This window comes from Streptococcus mitis, from assembly GCF_002005545.1.
GTDB lineage: Bacteria > Bacillota > Bacilli > Lactobacillales > Streptococcaceae > Streptococcus > Streptococcus mitis_I.
In genome coordinates this window covers 577368-592705 of sequence record NZ_LBMT01000001.1, presented here as the reverse complement: position 1 = coordinate 592705, position 15338 = coordinate 577368, and the positions used below count along the sequence as shown (strand labels likewise).

Below are 15338 nucleotides of genomic sequence, written 5' to 3'. Positions count from 1 at the left end.
TTTTATGCGAACTAGCTAACTGCTTCACTAGTAAAGAAACATAAATATTGTCGATTTATGTTTCTTTACGTCGTAACCAATACGAATTGTCTAAACGCTTCACTAATTCACCAAACCAAATAATATCGATTTGGTTTGGTTCATGTCGTAATCTTCAAGTTACTTGATTAAAAAGCAGTCTAGGTAATTAAGACCAAATCTTGTCGGAGATTTGGCTAGGCGCTTCACTAGTTTTAGGACATAAATATGATCGATTTATGTCCTAAAACGTCGTAATCTTAAAGTTATTGGAACTACAGTTCCTAATTGTTAGACGCTAGCCGCTTATATGCGGACTAGCTAACTGCTTCACTAGTCATAGCCCCTAAATATAATCGATTTAGGGGCCATGACGTCGTAATCTTCAAGTTACTTGATTGTAAAGCAGTCTAAGTAACTAAGACCAAAGCCTATACGGACTTTGGTTTAGAGGTCTATCAAAAATCTTATCAAGTTTTGCTGACTTGTTCTGCTATTTTGAATTGACTAATTCGATTTACTCACTACTACTTCTTTATCATACAAGGAGATATTCTATGAGCCAATATGCTTATATCCTCGTTGTGATTAGCTTGGTTTTCCTTTTTCTGCTCAATAAGTACGAGAAGGAGAGACTTCAAAGGCTCTACCAAGAACAACTTTTGAAGGATGAAACATTCAGGGCTGACATCAAGGAGAAAATTCACACGACTGAAAATATCAATGATGTCATTGCTTACATCAATAAAACTTATCATCTGGGAATGTTGCTATCAAAAGACATTACAGATCAATTGAAATAAACCTAGCCATTCTTTAAGAAATATGAAAACCGAGACTAAGAGTTTAATACTTAGCCTCGGTTTTTAGTATATTCAATTGAAACAAGTGTTGAAAACTTGTTGTAGCAATTCTAATATAGGGGTGGATAGACTTTTAAAAATATCATTTACAAATATTTTTAAAGAAATCAAACTTCCTATATTTACTATTCTTATAGACTGTTAAATCAACATCCTCTACAACTTCTTTCACATCTATATTGACATCATAGGGCAAAGAAAGAAAATCTAAATTATAAAATTCTGTACTCATCTCTTTTAAAATAAGAAGGTCTAACAAGTATCCCTCCACTCTGATTTCAACTTGAATTGTCTTAGACATGAAATTTTTTAGAATCATAAAGTCCTTTACTTGCTTTCTCTTAGAACCGACATACTCAAATCTTTTTCGTTCAAAAATAATTTTCTCCAAATGTTACACCATTTCAATAATATCATTTTCTAAATAACTGCAGAAGCAATTCTTCTTTTTTATGCAGGCTTCATTAAAATTTCCCTTGTTTAATTCTTCCAAAAATTTTTGAAATAGTGCAAATAAAAGCTCCTAGTAAGAATTCCTGTAGGAAAAATCCAAAATAAGTTCCTAACTGTAAATTTCTATTGAATGTAAATACGGAAGTTTCAGATTGAATCGTATTTTGTTCTATAAGCGTCATAGGAGTAACTCTGAAAATTCCAAACATCATGAAAGCATAGATTATTCCAAAAATAATTAATAACACCCAGCTGTGCTTACTTCTAGAAGAAATACTTCCCGATAACAAAGCTAATAATATTGACGGTATAATTTGTACAAACAGCATAAATTGAAAAAGATTAAAATTATCTAGTGTAAAAAAACATATTGTAAATTCCACAATTAGCAATAGAGAAAATACTCCATCTATTTTTGTAAATTTCATTTTACCTCCTTTAAATTCACATCCATCATTACCTTAGACCTTCAATAACATTTTTATTTGCTGCAACCATTGCAGGCATAATACTAAATACAATTCCAAATACACCCGTTGTGAATAGAGTAATCAAAATATGATCCAGAGTTAATGTCGTAACAAAACCACTCATGTTCATTAAAATAACAAATAATGTCGCTACTCCAATACCAGTTATAGCTCCCAGAAGCGATAAAAGAGTCCCCTCCATCATATACGATTGATAAATATCAGATTTTTTAGCCCCTAAAGCTCGACGAATGGCTATCTCCTTGCTACGTTCGCTAACAGAAGACAACATAGCATTCATAACCCCAAAACCAGCTACAAAAATTGAAATGCTTGATAAAAGTGCAATGAAATTTAATATTGTAGTAGCTTGGGCCTTTGTTTCCTCATATACCCTTCTATTATCTATATATCCATAAGTTCCTTCCTTGCGGAATATTCCATAAGTATCTAAAGCAGATAAAGCCTTATTAATATTCTCCAACTGATTAGTTTCTACTACTAATTCATCAAAATATTCCCTTCCTCCTAAAAGTAACTCTTTGATTTCATTGGTAACCAATAAAGAAGGTAATCTTTCATTAACAGCTGATCCATAATATATTGCCTGAATTGGATATTCTTTTCCAGATATATTGATAGTCTCTCCTAAAAAAGGTTCAATATTTTCCTTTCGAGTCAATGACATGATAGCCTTATCACTAACAGCAACACCTCCATCTAGTTCCTCTAATGCTCTTCCTTTTAATAAAGCAGGCACAACTAAACCATTCTTATTCAAATCGCCTAATGTTCGAAAACTAAGATTCTGCTTAGAATCATTAAAATACGTTTCAGCATACAAGGCATAAGAGCTGGCAGAAAGTCTTGCAGGTTTTCCAATAGTTTGCTCAATCAATTGTTTATCTTCCTGTGTAAACCCTCTAATATCCAACATATTCTGAGGAGTATAAGTCATTGTTGCTGTGTCTTCTTCTATCTTTAAATCATTACCTAATGTAGAAGTTGTATAGGAAGAACTTGATAGTATTACTAATAAAACAAATGTTGCCACTGTGATGGCTAAGGACGTCAGAATGCTTTGTCTTTTATTCCTCTTTAACAGCTTTAGAGTATCTATTAACAGCTTTTTAAACTTCATGTAATCCTTCTCCTTCAGATGTTAGATACCCATTTTTCATTCGATACCTTGTTCTACAATGACTGGCAACAAACTCATCGTGAGTTACTACAATAATTGTCGTTCCAGAATGATTCAAATTTTGTAGAATTTGCAATATCTCATTCCTATTTTTCTCATCTAATGCACCTGTAGGTTCATCCGCTATAAGAAATCTAGGTTTATGAGCAAGAGCTCTAATTAAAGCAACTCGTTGCTTCTGTCCGCCTGATAAATGACTTGGGTACTCATTCATCTTATCTATAAGTCCTAAGTCTTGTAATAAACTATCAATGTATTCTATATCTGGCTGTTGGTCAGAATATAGGAATGATAATAAAATATTTTCTTTAACAGTATATTCATCAATAAGATGAAATTGTTGAAAAACAAATCCAATATCACGATTACGGTAACTTGCTTGTTGATTTTCATTTAACTTCTCAATACTTTTTCCGTCTAATATATATTCTCCTTCAAATTCAGAATCAATCAGTCCCAAAATATTGATAAATGTCGATTTGCCCGAACCTGATGGTCCCATTATCGATACAAATTCTCCTTCAACTACCTTAAAATTTATTTCTCTTAAGACATTATTTTTTAGCGTCCCTTGTCCGTAACTTTTACTAATATTTTTTAGTTCTAACATAGACCTTCCCATTCTATCTTTATTATTTATAAATCCAAAAAATGGCAACAACTAGCACTAACATATTTTCTCTCCTTATTTTTTCTACAGGATTATTATACTTCTATGTTACACATTCTCCAAGGTCATAAATGTCACTAATTTCAACAACTTATCTACTAATGAGTACTCAATTAGTATAAAAAGAAACTAGATACGAACTCAATCTAAGGGAAAAACATAATAACTCTTTAAATGATAAAACGCATAATATCAAGTTTTTAAACACCTGATATCATGCGTTTTTATGATTTCGAAAACTTTCTCTCGGTCTTTTTAACTAGTGACATTTTTGTCACTTTTTTATTTTCTAATGTTTATTTTTAAAAAAATCCTGGAGGTCATATTGCCATTGTTTTTCTAGCTGTTCTATCAAATGACTATTATCAATCATTCTAGCAAATATTTTTGCTTCTTGAAAATAATTTTCAGCTACTGAATAATCTTTTTTTACAAATAATGCATAGCGCCATTCCCATAGTCGAATAATTGGTTTTTTCTGATAGTCATATGATTTTGAGGTAATTTCATTTAATTTGTAAAGAATATCTTCAAATTGACTGTAATTAGCAATTTTTTCAAATATTCCTAACAACAAAAGTAATGAATCTCTGATTAGAAATGAATATTCAATATCAAACATCTCAACTTGTTGTAAAATTTTATCAGCTATTGCTAAGAAGGTATTCACTTCAATCTCATCTATTATTGTATCTTGGTGTACTAATCTTACCAAAAATAGCTTTATGATTAAAATATCGTTAACTTCATATTTTGATTTCAACAAAATGTGATCGAAATACTCTTGTAAAATCATTCCTAAATTGCTATCATCATTCCACCAACCAAAATCATCATATGCTTGTAAAACATCTATGATAAACCTTTCTTCCTCAGGAAGTCTATCATAATATTCTTCAAAAATCTTATCAAAAACACTCTCTTTCTTTTGGGCGATAGTTTCATCTTCGTATGTAGGAGTCCTCATCAAGAAATACTTCAATTCTAGATATTCCTTATCCAACTCTATATAACTTGGCATCAACTTGTAATCTTCAACCCCCAAACGTTCAGCGATATATTTTAACTTTGTTAGTGTTGGTCTAGATTCTCCATTTTCAATTCTAATTAATTGACGAATACTTAATTCAGACTCATCACCACAAAATTCTGAACGACTGATTTTTTTAGCCAAACGTAATCTTTTAATTTTTTCGCCAAACTCTCGCAACCTACAAGAACCTCCTGAGTTGTTTACCTCTATTATAGCATATACTGAATCAAACTATCTGTCAGAACTAAAGACTAAGAGTTTAATACTGAGTCTCGGTTTTTGTGTATTTTTCAAGTAACAAAGCCACCACTCCCCAGCAATGCAAGTGCAAAATCCCCTAGAATGTGATAAAATAAAAAGAGAACTCTATCAAGGAGGAAAACATGGAAAAACAAACCGTCGCCGTCTTGGGGCCTGGTTCTTGGGGAACTGCCCTTTCACAAGTCTTAAATGACAATGGACACGAGGTACGTATTTGGGGAAATCTTCCCGAGCAAATCAATGAAATTAATACCTATCATACTAACAAGCACTACTTTAAAGATGTCGTTCTAGATGAAAATATCATTGCCTACACTGACTTAGCAGAAACATTGAAAGATGTGGATGCGATTTTGTTTGTTGTCCCAACAAAAGTGACACGACTTGTTGCCCAGCAAGTTGCACAAACTCTGGATCATAAGGCTATCATCATGCACGCATCAAAGGGATTAGAACCTGATAGCCATAAACGATTATCGACCATCCTTGAAGAAGAAATTCCTGAACATCTCCGCAGTGATATTGTCGTTGTTTCAGGACCTAGTCATGCGGAAGAGACCATTGTTCGTGACCTAACTTTAATCACTGCTGCTTCTAAAGATTTACAAACAGCTCAATACGTTCAGGAGCTATTTAGTAATCACTACTTCCGACTTTATACCAATACGGATGTTATTGGAGTTGAAACTGCTGGTGCTCTTAAAAATATTATTGCTGTCGGTGCTGGAGCTTTACATGGTTTGGGATTTGGTGACAATGCTAAGGCAGCCATCATCGCTCGAGGCTTGGCAGAAATTACCCGCTTAGGAGTAGCACTCGGTGCCAGTCCATTGACCTATAGTGGCTTGTCTGGTGTAGGAGACTTGATCGTAACGGGAACTTCCATCCACTCTCGTAACTGGAGAGCTGGAGATGCCCTTGGTCGTGGAGAATCCCTAGCTGATATCGAAGCCAATATGGGCATGGTAATTGAAGGAATTTCAACAACTCGAGCAGCCTATGAACTAGCGCAAGAACTTGGAGTCTATATGCCCATTACACAGGCCATTTACCAAGTTATTTACCACGGAACCAATATTAAAGATGCCATTTATGACATCATGAACAATGAATTTAAAGCAGAAAATGAGTGGTCTTGACCCTCTAAAGAAAGGATTCTTATGACATCAAAAGTTAGAAAGGCAGTCATCCCTGCCGCTGGACTTGGAACTCGATTTTTACCAGCAACCAAGGCCCTTGCCAAAGAAATGTTGCCAATTGTAGACAAACCAACTATCCAGTTTATCGTGGAAGAAGCTCTCAAATCAGGTATTGAAGATATTCTAGTTGTCACTGGTAAATCAAAACGTTCTATTGAGGACCACTTTGACTCGAACTTTGAGCTTGAATACAATCTTAAGGAAAAAGGCAAAACGGATTTGTTAAAATTGGTAGATGAAGCAACTGGTATGCGCCTCCATTTCATTCGCCAAACTCACCCTCGCGGTCTTGGAGACGCTGTCCTACAAGCCAAAGCTTTTGTAGGGAATGAGCCCTTCGTTGTTATGCTGGGTGATGACCTTATGGACATCACAAATGAGGATGCCGTTCCTTTGACAAAACAACTGATGAATGATTACGAAAAGACACACGCATCAACCATTGCTGTTATGCCTGTACCACACGAAGACGTTTCATCATACGGGGTTATCGCTCCTCAGGGTGAAGGAAGTAATGGACTCTATAGCGTTGAAACTTTCGTAGAAAAACCAGCTCCCGAAGATGCTCCAAGTGATTTGGCAATCATCGGTCGCTATCTACTCACACCTGAGATTTTTGATATCTTAGAAAATCAAACTCCTGGTGCTGGAAATGAAATCCAGCTTACCGATGCGATTGATACGCTCAATAAAACACAGCGTGTTTTTGCCCGTGAATTTACAGGAGCTCGTTACGACGTTGGGGATAAGTTTGGATTTATGAAAACATCTATTGACTACGCCCTCAAGCACCCACAAGTCAAAGATGCCTTGAAAAATTACCTCATCCAACTGGGAAAAGAATTGGCTGAGAAGGAATAAAATAAAAAGATAAGGTTCAAAAAATGCCTTATCTTTTTTCATTACATAAATTTTCATCCCATTCCCTTGTAGAGAAGCAAGACTGCGAGTACTACGAACAAGACTAATGCTACCAGTCTCTGACTAGCGCTATACATCCGTCTTTCTCCTCGAACTGGAAAGATAATTGCTAGAAATGCGCCACCAACTGCACCACCGATATGGCCTGCTAGACTGATTCCTGGAATCAGAACACTTCCAATAATGTTAACCACAAAAAGTGTCAGATAAGATTGCCCTAGCTGTTGGATATAGGGGTTGCGAGTTGCATAGCGAAGAATGATAATCGCGGCAAATAGCCCATAAAGAGAGGTAGAGGCTCCTGCTGCTAAGGATTTGGGACTAAATACAAAAACAAAGAGATTGCCCATCATTCCAGATAAGAGATAGAGAAAGAAAAACTGCTTAGAACCGAAAATTTCCTCTACTTGCCTACCAAGATAATAAAGCGAAAGCATATTGACAATGAAATGCTCCCACCCAATATGAACAAAAATGGCAGAGAAGAGACGCCAAATCTGCTCGGGAAAGAGACGAATGACAGGCCCGTACATGGCTCCAAATCGAAATAGTGTATCTGCCCTGTAAAAGTTTCCTCCTGTGGTCACCAACATTAGTAGAAATACCAAGGCCGTCACTAAGAGGAAGAAACTCGTTACAGGGTAACGCCTATCAAAGATTTCTTTCATCAATCAGTACCTCCTGAACAGGAATATCATGATTTTCAGGGCTAAAGTCCCGAATTTGACAAGGATAAACCGTACTCAAAGTATGACCAGGAAAATGTTTCAGATAGCGGTCATAATAACCTCCACCATAGCCAATCCGATAGCCCTTTGTCGTAAAAGCTAACCCCGGAACATGAATCAAATCAATCTGAGAGGCATCCACCACTTCCAAATTTCCCTGTGGTTCCAGTAAGCCAAAGGAAGTTTTAACCAGTTGTTGCGGATCATAGACCACAAAGTCCATGCGCCCCTCGGGATAGGTTTTTGGTATCAGAACCTTCTTGCCGTCTTTCAGAGCGTGCTCAATCAGTTCCTGCGTTTGAAACTCATGAGGAAAAGAGAGGTAGCTTGCGATGATCTTAGCTTCTTGGTAGAAGGGATGTTTCAAAAATTGATCCGTTAAAGCTAGATCCATAGTAACTTTTTGAGTTTGAGGGATAGCCTTCATTTCGTGCAAGACTTGCTTACGTAATTCCGATTTCATAGACAAACCCTCTACTCTGTTGCCTTCTTTTTCAGGAAGCTAGAGACCGCATCCACACCAATAGCTAAGGCTTCTTCCTTAGGACTCATTTGAGGGTGATGAAGAGCGTAAGGACTATCGATACCTAGCCAAAACATAACGCCATCAACTTTTGAAAGGAGATAACCAAAGTCTTCACCTGTCATAGCAGGCTCGATATCAATCAACTCAATTCCGTCTTTTTCTTCAAAGAAATCCATCAGTTCACGCGCCAAGGCTGGATGGTTCTCAACAGGCAAGTAGCCCCCTTGTTTGAGTTCTACTTCGACTTCCATATCAAAGGCTGCTGCAACTCCTTCTGCAACTGTTTTGACCCGCTTTTGCACCAAGAGACTCATGTCCTGTGTCAATGCCCGAATAGTTCCATGTAAAAAGGCTGTGTCTGTTATAACATTGTTGGTTGTTCCAGCTTGGAAAAGACCAAAGGTCACCACCGCTCCCTCGATTGGGTTGACATTGCGGCTGACAACTGACTGCACCTGGGTCACAAAGTAACTAGCAGCCACCAAGGCGTCATTAGCTTCATGTGGAAAAGCTGCGTGGCCACCTTTGCCTTTGAAACGAATCTTCACCTCGCAAGTTCCTGCAAAGAGAGTGTGTGTATTGGTCGCAATCTGACCAACCTTCAAATCTGGTCGAACATGGAGGCCATAAAACTGATCTGGCAACCAGTCTCCAAAAGCGCCATCCTCATACATGAGCATGCCACCAGCTTCATTTTCTTCAGCAGGCTGAAACAGAAAGAGCAAATTGTTCTTTGGTTGCTCCTCAAGGGCTCGCTCAAGACAGCCCAAAGCAATAGTCATGTGGAAATCATGTCCACAAGCATGCATGCGACCTTGATGTTGAGAAGCGAAAGGAAGTCCTGTTTGTTCGACGATAGGCAGACCATCAATATCTGTCCGCCAACCAATGGTCCGCTCTGGCTGACTTCCCTGCAAATAGACCAAAATCCCTGTCCGCCAAGTTCGAACTTGGACAAAATTCTTACCCACAGTCAATTTCTCAATCACATCCAACAGATAAGCTTGAGTCTTGAACTCCTCCAAGCCAATCTCTGGAATCTGGTGCAAATCTCGTCTAGTCTGAATCAAATCTAACATCTATCTATCCTCCGATATAGCAGAAAGAGGCTGGAAGAAGGGTTCCGCCTCTTTATTACTTTTACAATTATAAGGTACGAAGCGCATCCTCTAGCGCTGTTTTTTGTTGGGTTTGGGCATCAATCTCTTTGATGATACGAGCTGGAACACCTGCTACCACCACGTTTTCTGGGACATCTTGGGTAACAATAGCTCCTGCTGCGACAACTGAACCACTACCGATTTGGACCCCTTCGATAACCACTGCGTTGGCACCGATGAGAACATTGTCTCCAACACGGACTGGTTCTGCGCTAGCTGGCTCAATCACACCTGCAAGAACGGCACCTGCACCAACGTGACTGTTTTTCCCCACGATAGCACGGCCACCAAGGATAGCACCCATGTCAATCATGGTTCCTGTACCAATTTCAGCACCGATATTGATAACCGCTCCCATCATGATAACAGCATTGTCACCAATTTCAACTTGGTCACGGATAATAGCACCTGGCTCGATACGAGCATTGATAGCACGTTTATCTAGTAAAGGAACTGCTGAATTACGAGCATCTTGCTCAACAACATAGTCTTGATTTTCTACCAAACCTTCGAGAAGAGGAGCAACGTCCTTCCAGTCTCCAAATAGGACATTCCCTAGTTTGACAACAGAGCTTGGTACAGCAGTTGCAAGTTGTCCTTCAAAGGTTACTTTAACACTAGTTTTCTTTTCAGCATTGGCGATAAATTGGATAATTTCTTGTGCGTTCATTTTTGTGGCAGTCATAGGCGCCTCCTAGTTCATTTTAATGATACCTATTCTACCAAAAAAGGCCTCAAATTTGAAGCCTTTTTGTTTGTTTTTAGGTATGATTTTTAGGGATGATTTTTAGGGATGTGAGATAAAACGTGCTGTCGGTAAAAGCAAGCCCCTACCGATACAACCTAAAAACACTCTTCACAACTATCTCCCCGTGTTTTATTGACTATTCTAGTATAGCACACTTTTAGAATTAAGAAAAGACTTTTTATCTACTTTCTTTCGCTTCTTCTACCGATAGGAAAATCATAGGTAAAATAATCAAGGCCATTGCTAGAAGAAGAGACCAATCCACTACCAAGCCTAAAAACAAAACACTCAAGAGAGCAGAAGATAGAGGTTCACTGGCACTAATGACAGAAACCACCAAGGGAGAAACCAAGGACACCGCCTTCATGGAAATAAAAAAAGCAAAAGCCGTCCCAAAGAAAGCGATAATGAGACAAATCAAGATACTCCAAATATCAGGAGTAAAGGAGAGCTTGTAAACCGGCGAAAGGACATTGCTAAACAAACCTGCCAAAATCATCCCCCACCCAACCGTGGGTACAAAACCATAGCGCTTAGCAAAAGGCTGAGGTAGGATAACATTAAACATAACACCCATGGCACTCAGCAAACCCGTCACAAGCGCTAGCGGAGTCATAGATAACTGAGAGAGATCTCCCTTTGTCGCCATCAAGCACACGCCCAGCATGGCAATCAAAACATAGAAAATAGCACTTTTTGACGCTCGTTTTTGATAAACCAAGCGATTGTAAAAGAGGATAAAAACAGGACTGATAAACTGTAAAATAGTTGCAGTCGCTGCATTAGAATATTCTACACAGAGATAGAAAAAATACTGAACTGAAAAAATCCCCAAAATAGCATAGGCTAAAAAGGGCAGGTAATTTTTCTTATCTCGCCAAATATCTAGCACTTGCGATTTTAATTGCATTGCAGACCAAATGAGCACAAGACTCCCTGCCAGTGTCAAACGCATAGAGGTAATCCAGCCCGAAGACACCTGGTAATGAGTAAAGAAATACTCTCCTAAAATCCCACAGATTCCCCATATTAAGCCAGATAGAAGCGAATAAATAGTTCCTTTAACAATCTTTTTCTGATACTGATTCATACCTTTATTGTAACACGAAAGGAAAAAAGAAAAAAGTGGCAATCCATTGATTAGCCACTTCATTTAGAAAAGTTTAAAGAACTTATCGTCTCGCCCTTGAAGCAGAAGGTCGTGTAGCACTTGAGCTACTACTTGAACTGCTGGAGCTTGATGGAGTTGGTAGACTCCCCACAATGCTAGACCAAGCATTCTGATAATCCGCATCACTTCCACCAATAGCAAAGCGATAACTGGTCGTTGGCGCTCCTGCCTTATTAGCCCAATAGCTGGTAACAGTCGAACCTGTGACCTCTACCTCTTTTCCTTCAACAGAAACCTTCCCTGGTTTTTGACCTGTTGATTTCAAGACTTCGGATTTTACTACACTAGGATCTAAAGCGAAGCGCTCGTTCCCCCAAATGCTTGGGGAGGCTTGCTGAATCGCATTTACCAGATGAGCCATGTAATTAGAGTTATTGGAATAACCTGCTCTACGTGACAGTGAATGATTATCATCATGCCCAATCCAGCCACCTAGGGTTAATCTAGGTGTCGAAAGCATGAGCCACATATTTTCGTCTTGGTTGGTTGTACCAGTCTTCCCAATCCAATCTGCATTAGCCAGAGTAGGATTTAAAGAAGTCAGATTCGTCTTGAAGGTTGTTGTCACACGAGAGGATAGAACTTCTCGCAACAAGCCCTGCATAATTGTCGCAGTAGCTTTTGAATAGACTTGAACCGGTTTATCCTGATACTCATACACCACTCTACCATCTGCTGCTTCAATTTTAGAAATCACATGTTTTTTATGATATAGACCATTATTTGCTAGGGTCTGATAGCCATTGGTATGCTGGGCGACTGTGACTTCAATACCACCACCCATTGGCAGGCTCTCAATACCGTACTCAGGAATCTCGTAGCCCATCTTTTCCATATAACCCTTGACATCAACACCCTTTTCACGGAGCATACGATAGGTCCAGTAAGCAGGGATATTCCATGAATAGTTCAGAGCTTCTCCCAAGGTCATCATTCCTGTTCCCTTGCTATTAGCATACATAATCGGATTGCCATTAGCAAAGTTTGTTGGATAGTTAGATAGAATCGTTTCACTTCCCATCAAGCCCTGATCAATAGCAATACCGTAGGCCAGCAAAGGTTTGGTAGTAGAAGCTGGCGAACGTTTGGTATCAAAGGCATGATTGTTTTGATTTTCTTGATAATTACGACCACCTACAAAGCCTAGAATAGCACCTGTTTGGTTGTCCATCAAGACATTCCCTACTTCTACACGACCTGTTCCATCGTCTAAAAGATAGCCATAGTCAGCAACCGCACTTTGCATAGCAGAATGAATTTTCTGGTCTATGGTAGTAGTAATTTTATAACCACCATTTTCAATTTCCTTGGCTGCCAAATCACGATAAAACTTCTGAGTTGCCTCATTTTTCAACTCCTTAGCGGAGACATTGTCTCTCTGAGCTAGATAGTCATACATACGTTCTTGAGCTTCTGCCAAGGCTGTAAAGTATAAATAGCCTCGTGACACACCTATGACTGTAGCTGAAGGGAGAAAGTCCTGTTTAAGATTGTAATCCTTATATTGAGAATACTCGTCTTTGCTTAAGGCACCTGTACGATACATACTGTAAAGAACTGCCTTAGCCCGTCTCAAGCCTATTTCTAAGTCTTCATCACTCTTCAACTCCCCAGTATTTTCATAAGGAGAATAGGTAATGGGACTCTGTGGAAGCCCTGCTAAAAATGCTGCTTGAGGAACAGTCAACTGACTGGCATCTACACCGAAAATCCCCTCAGCTGCCTGCTGAGCTCCTGCAATATTCTGCCCCTTATTATTTCGGCCAAACGGAGCCACATTGAGATAGGTCGTTAAAATCTCATCCTTATTCATGGCACGTTCCAAGGCAAGAGCATCCACAATTTCTGTCGCCTTACGAGCCAAGGTCGGCGCATCCCCAACCACCTGCTGTTTAATCAGTTGCTGGGTCAAAGTTGAACCCCCACTTGAGGAACCCAAACCTACAAATTTCCCCAAGGTCGCACGAATCACCGCCTTGGGCACTACACCCTTATGTTCTTTAAAGTGTTCGTCTTCCGTCGCAATGATAGCCTTCTTCAGATTTTCCGAAATTTGCTCAGATGAGATAGAAGTGCGCAACAAATCACTCTCTATGGAAGCAATCACCGTCCCATCCGCATAGGTAATCTCTGAAATAGAAGAGATGTCCTTGACCTGATGTACCAATTCTTCTGTCTGAGGCACCCGTACCTTGTCAAACAAGGCCACCCCGTACCCCAAAGCAATCCCAGCTCCCAACATTCCTCCTAGAAAACCGAGCACAAAGAGTAAGTTAAATAGGGCTTTTATACTCAATAAAATAGCTGGAAAAATGGCTGGCCTATCTAGGGATTTAGATTTTTGGGCACTTGAACCTTTCTTGCCAGGGCTAGCTGATTTTTTATTTTTTTGTTTTTGCTGGAAAAATTCCAGCATTTTTCGTTTTAATTCATTTAATTGATTTTGCATGGATTTCCTCACTCTATCTATTATACCACAAAAGGGAAACTTTCAATAAAATAGCCACTTTCTTCCCTATTCTGCTAGGCTATTGCCCAAGTTTGTGATACAATAGTTAGAAACAATAATTTTAAAAAGGAGAAAAGACACATGCACATTTTTGATGAGCTAAAAGAGCGTGGTTTGATATTTCAAACGACTGATGAAGAAGCTTTGCGTAAAGCCCTAGAAGAAGGTCAAGTTTCTTATTATACTGGCTACGATCCAACTGCTGACAGCCTTCACCTAGGCCACCTTGTCGCAATCTTGACAAGTCGTCGCTTGCAACTAGCAGGTCACAAACCTTATGCGCTCGTTGGCGGTGCTACAGGTCTCATCGGAGATCCGTCCTTCAAAGATGCTGAACGTAGTCTCCAAACAAAAGACACAGTAGATGGCTGGGTCAAGTCTATCCAAGGACAACTTTCTCGTTTTCTTGACTTTGAAAATGGCGAAAATAAAGCTGTCATGGTCAACAACTACGACTGGTTTGGCAGCATCAGCTTCATTGACTTCCTCCGTGATATTGGAAAATACTTCACGGTCAACTACATGATGAGCAAGGAATCTGTGAAAAAACGGATCGAAACAGGAATTTCATACACTGAGTTTGCTTACCAAATCATGCAAGGTTACGACTTCTTCGTTCTTAACCAAGACCACAACGTAACGCTACAAATCGGTGGTTCTGACCAGTGGGGAAATATGACAGCTGGTACTGAATTGCTTCGTCGTAAGGCTGACAAGACTGGCCACGTTATCACTGTTCCATTGATCACAGATGCAACTGGTAAGAAATTTGGTAAATCAGAAGGAAACGCAGTCTGGCTCAATCCTGAAAAGACTTCTCCATACGAAATGTACCAATTCTGGATGAACGTGATGGACGCTGACGCTGTTCGCTTCTTGAAGATCTTTACTTTCTTGTCACTTGATGAGATTGAAGACATCCGCAAACAGTTTGAAGCAGCTCCACACGAACGCTTGGCTCAAAAAGTCTTGGCTCGTGAAGTCGTAACACTTGTTCACGGAGAAGAAGCTTACAAAGAAGCCCTCAACATCACTGAACAACTCTTTGCAGGAAACATCAAAAATCTTTCTGTAAAAGAGCTCAAACAAGGACTTCGTGGTGTACCAAACTACCAAGTTCAAGCAGATGAAAACCACAATATCGTGGAACTGCTCGTCTCATCTGGTGTAGTTAACTCAAAACGCCAAGCCCGTGAAGACGTCCAAAACGGAGCTATCTACGTCAACGGCGACCGCATCCAAGACCTTGACTATGTCTTGAGTGACGCAGATAAGTTAGAGAACGAACTGACTGTTATCCGTCGTGGGAAGAAAAAATACTTTGTATTGACTTACTAAACTGTTCAACATTGATCTATAAATAAAGGAGTTAACCTCGAGAAAGGTAACTCCTTTTTGTTGTTGATA

At 39.1% G+C, this 15338-nt stretch carries 15 protein-coding genes; 4 read left to right on the top strand and 11 right to left on the bottom strand.

Translation table 11 applies throughout. The annotated features are described in order from the left end of the window. Positions 1–575 precede the first annotated feature (575 nt). Entirely contained in the window at positions 576–821 is a 246-nt protein-coding gene (locus QS39_RS02960) for a hypothetical protein (protein WP_000084859.1), read from the top strand. Positions 822–963: 142 nt separating this feature from the next. Here QS39_RS02960 and QS39_RS02955 read toward each other — a convergent pair whose 3' ends face one another. The 5 genes from QS39_RS02955 to QS39_RS02935 form a co-directional block, all read right to left on the bottom strand. Continuing rightward, positions 964–1272, bottom strand: coding sequence for a hypothetical protein (locus QS39_RS02955; RefSeq protein ID WP_077804595.1), 309 nt, complete (start codon positions 1270–1272; stop codon positions 964–966). Positions 1273–1345: 73 nt separating this feature from the next. Next, positions 1346–1762: a hypothetical protein gene (locus QS39_RS11255; protein WP_257617682.1), complete on the bottom strand. Its 417-nt coding sequence runs from the start codon at positions 1760–1762 to the stop codon at positions 1346–1348. 28 nt (positions 1763–1790) lie between these two features. Continuing rightward, the gene (locus QS39_RS02945; RefSeq protein ID WP_077804594.1) at positions 1791–2945 is read right to left on the bottom strand and encodes an ABC transporter permease; all 1155 of its coding nucleotides are present in this window, start codon (positions 2943–2945) and stop codon (positions 1791–1793) included. After that, the gene (locus tag QS39_RS02940) at positions 2935–3615 is read right to left on the bottom strand and encodes an ABC transporter ATP-binding protein (protein WP_000891279.1); all 681 of its coding nucleotides are present in this window, start codon (positions 3613–3615) and stop codon (positions 2935–2937) included. The genes QS39_RS02945 and QS39_RS02940 overlap by 11 nt, the downstream gene beginning before the upstream one ends. A 349-nt stretch (positions 3616–3964) precedes the next feature. Next, positions 3965–4885: a helix-turn-helix domain-containing protein gene (locus QS39_RS02935; RefSeq protein WP_077804593.1), complete on the bottom strand. Its 921-nt coding sequence runs from the start codon at positions 4883–4885 to the stop codon at positions 3965–3967. Positions 4886–5091: 206 nt separating this feature from the next. Between QS39_RS02935 and QS39_RS02930 the strand changes: the two genes are divergently transcribed. Together QS39_RS02930 and galU are read left to right on the top strand one after the other, a co-directional pair. After that, entirely contained in the window at positions 5092–6108 is a 1017-nt protein-coding gene (locus tag QS39_RS02930; protein WP_077804592.1) for an NAD(P)H-dependent glycerol-3-phosphate dehydrogenase, read from the top strand. A gap of 21 nt (positions 6109–6129) precedes the next feature. Beyond that, positions 6130–7029, top strand: a complete 900-nt coding sequence (gene galU, locus QS39_RS02925; protein ID WP_077804591.1) for a UTP--glucose-1-phosphate uridylyltransferase GalU — start codon at positions 6130–6132, stop codon at positions 7027–7029. A 53-nt stretch (positions 7030–7082) separates the two neighbouring features. Here the strand turns inward: galU and QS39_RS02920 are convergent, their stop codons facing one another. The 6 genes from QS39_RS02920 to pbp1b all read right to left on the bottom strand — a co-directional run bounded on the left by QS39_RS02920 (position 7083) and on the right by pbp1b (position 13871). Then, positions 7083–7757 (bottom strand): rhomboid family intramembrane serine protease, encoded by a 675-nt coding sequence (locus QS39_RS02920; protein WP_077804590.1) that lies wholly within the window; start codon positions 7755–7757, stop codon positions 7083–7085. Continuing rightward, entirely contained in the window at positions 7741–8280 is a 540-nt protein-coding gene (locus QS39_RS02915; RefSeq protein ID WP_077804589.1) for a 5-formyltetrahydrofolate cyclo-ligase, read from the bottom strand. The genes QS39_RS02920 and QS39_RS02915 overlap by 17 nt, the downstream gene beginning before the upstream one ends. 11 nt (positions 8281–8291) lie before the next feature. Continuing rightward, positions 8292–9422, bottom strand: coding sequence for an N-acetyldiaminopimelate deacetylase (locus QS39_RS02910; RefSeq protein ID WP_077804588.1), 1131 nt, complete (start codon positions 9420–9422; stop codon positions 8292–8294). A 67-nt stretch (positions 9423–9489) separates the two neighbouring features. Further along, the gene (dapD, locus tag QS39_RS02905; protein ID WP_077804587.1) at positions 9490–10188 is read right to left on the bottom strand and encodes a 2,3,4,5-tetrahydropyridine-2,6-dicarboxylate N-acetyltransferase; all 699 of its coding nucleotides are present in this window, start codon (positions 10186–10188) and stop codon (positions 9490–9492) included. 241 nt (positions 10189–10429) lie between these two features. Next, on the bottom strand, positions 10430–11341 hold the full coding sequence (locus QS39_RS02900) for a DMT family transporter (protein ID WP_077804586.1): 912 nt from the start codon (positions 11339–11341) through the stop codon (positions 10430–10432). 82 nt (positions 11342–11423) lie between these two features. Next, positions 11424–13871, bottom strand: coding sequence for a penicillin-binding protein PBP1B (gene pbp1b / locus QS39_RS02895; RefSeq protein WP_077804585.1), 2448 nt, complete (start codon positions 13869–13871; stop codon positions 11424–11426). A gap of 141 nt (positions 13872–14012) precedes the next feature. Between pbp1b and tyrS the strand changes: the two genes are divergently transcribed. Beyond that, on the top strand, positions 14013–15269 hold the full coding sequence (gene tyrS, locus QS39_RS02890; protein WP_000546884.1) for a tyrosine--tRNA ligase: 1257 nt from the start codon (positions 14013–14015) through the stop codon (positions 15267–15269). The last annotated feature ends 69 nt before the right edge of the window (positions 15270–15338 follow it).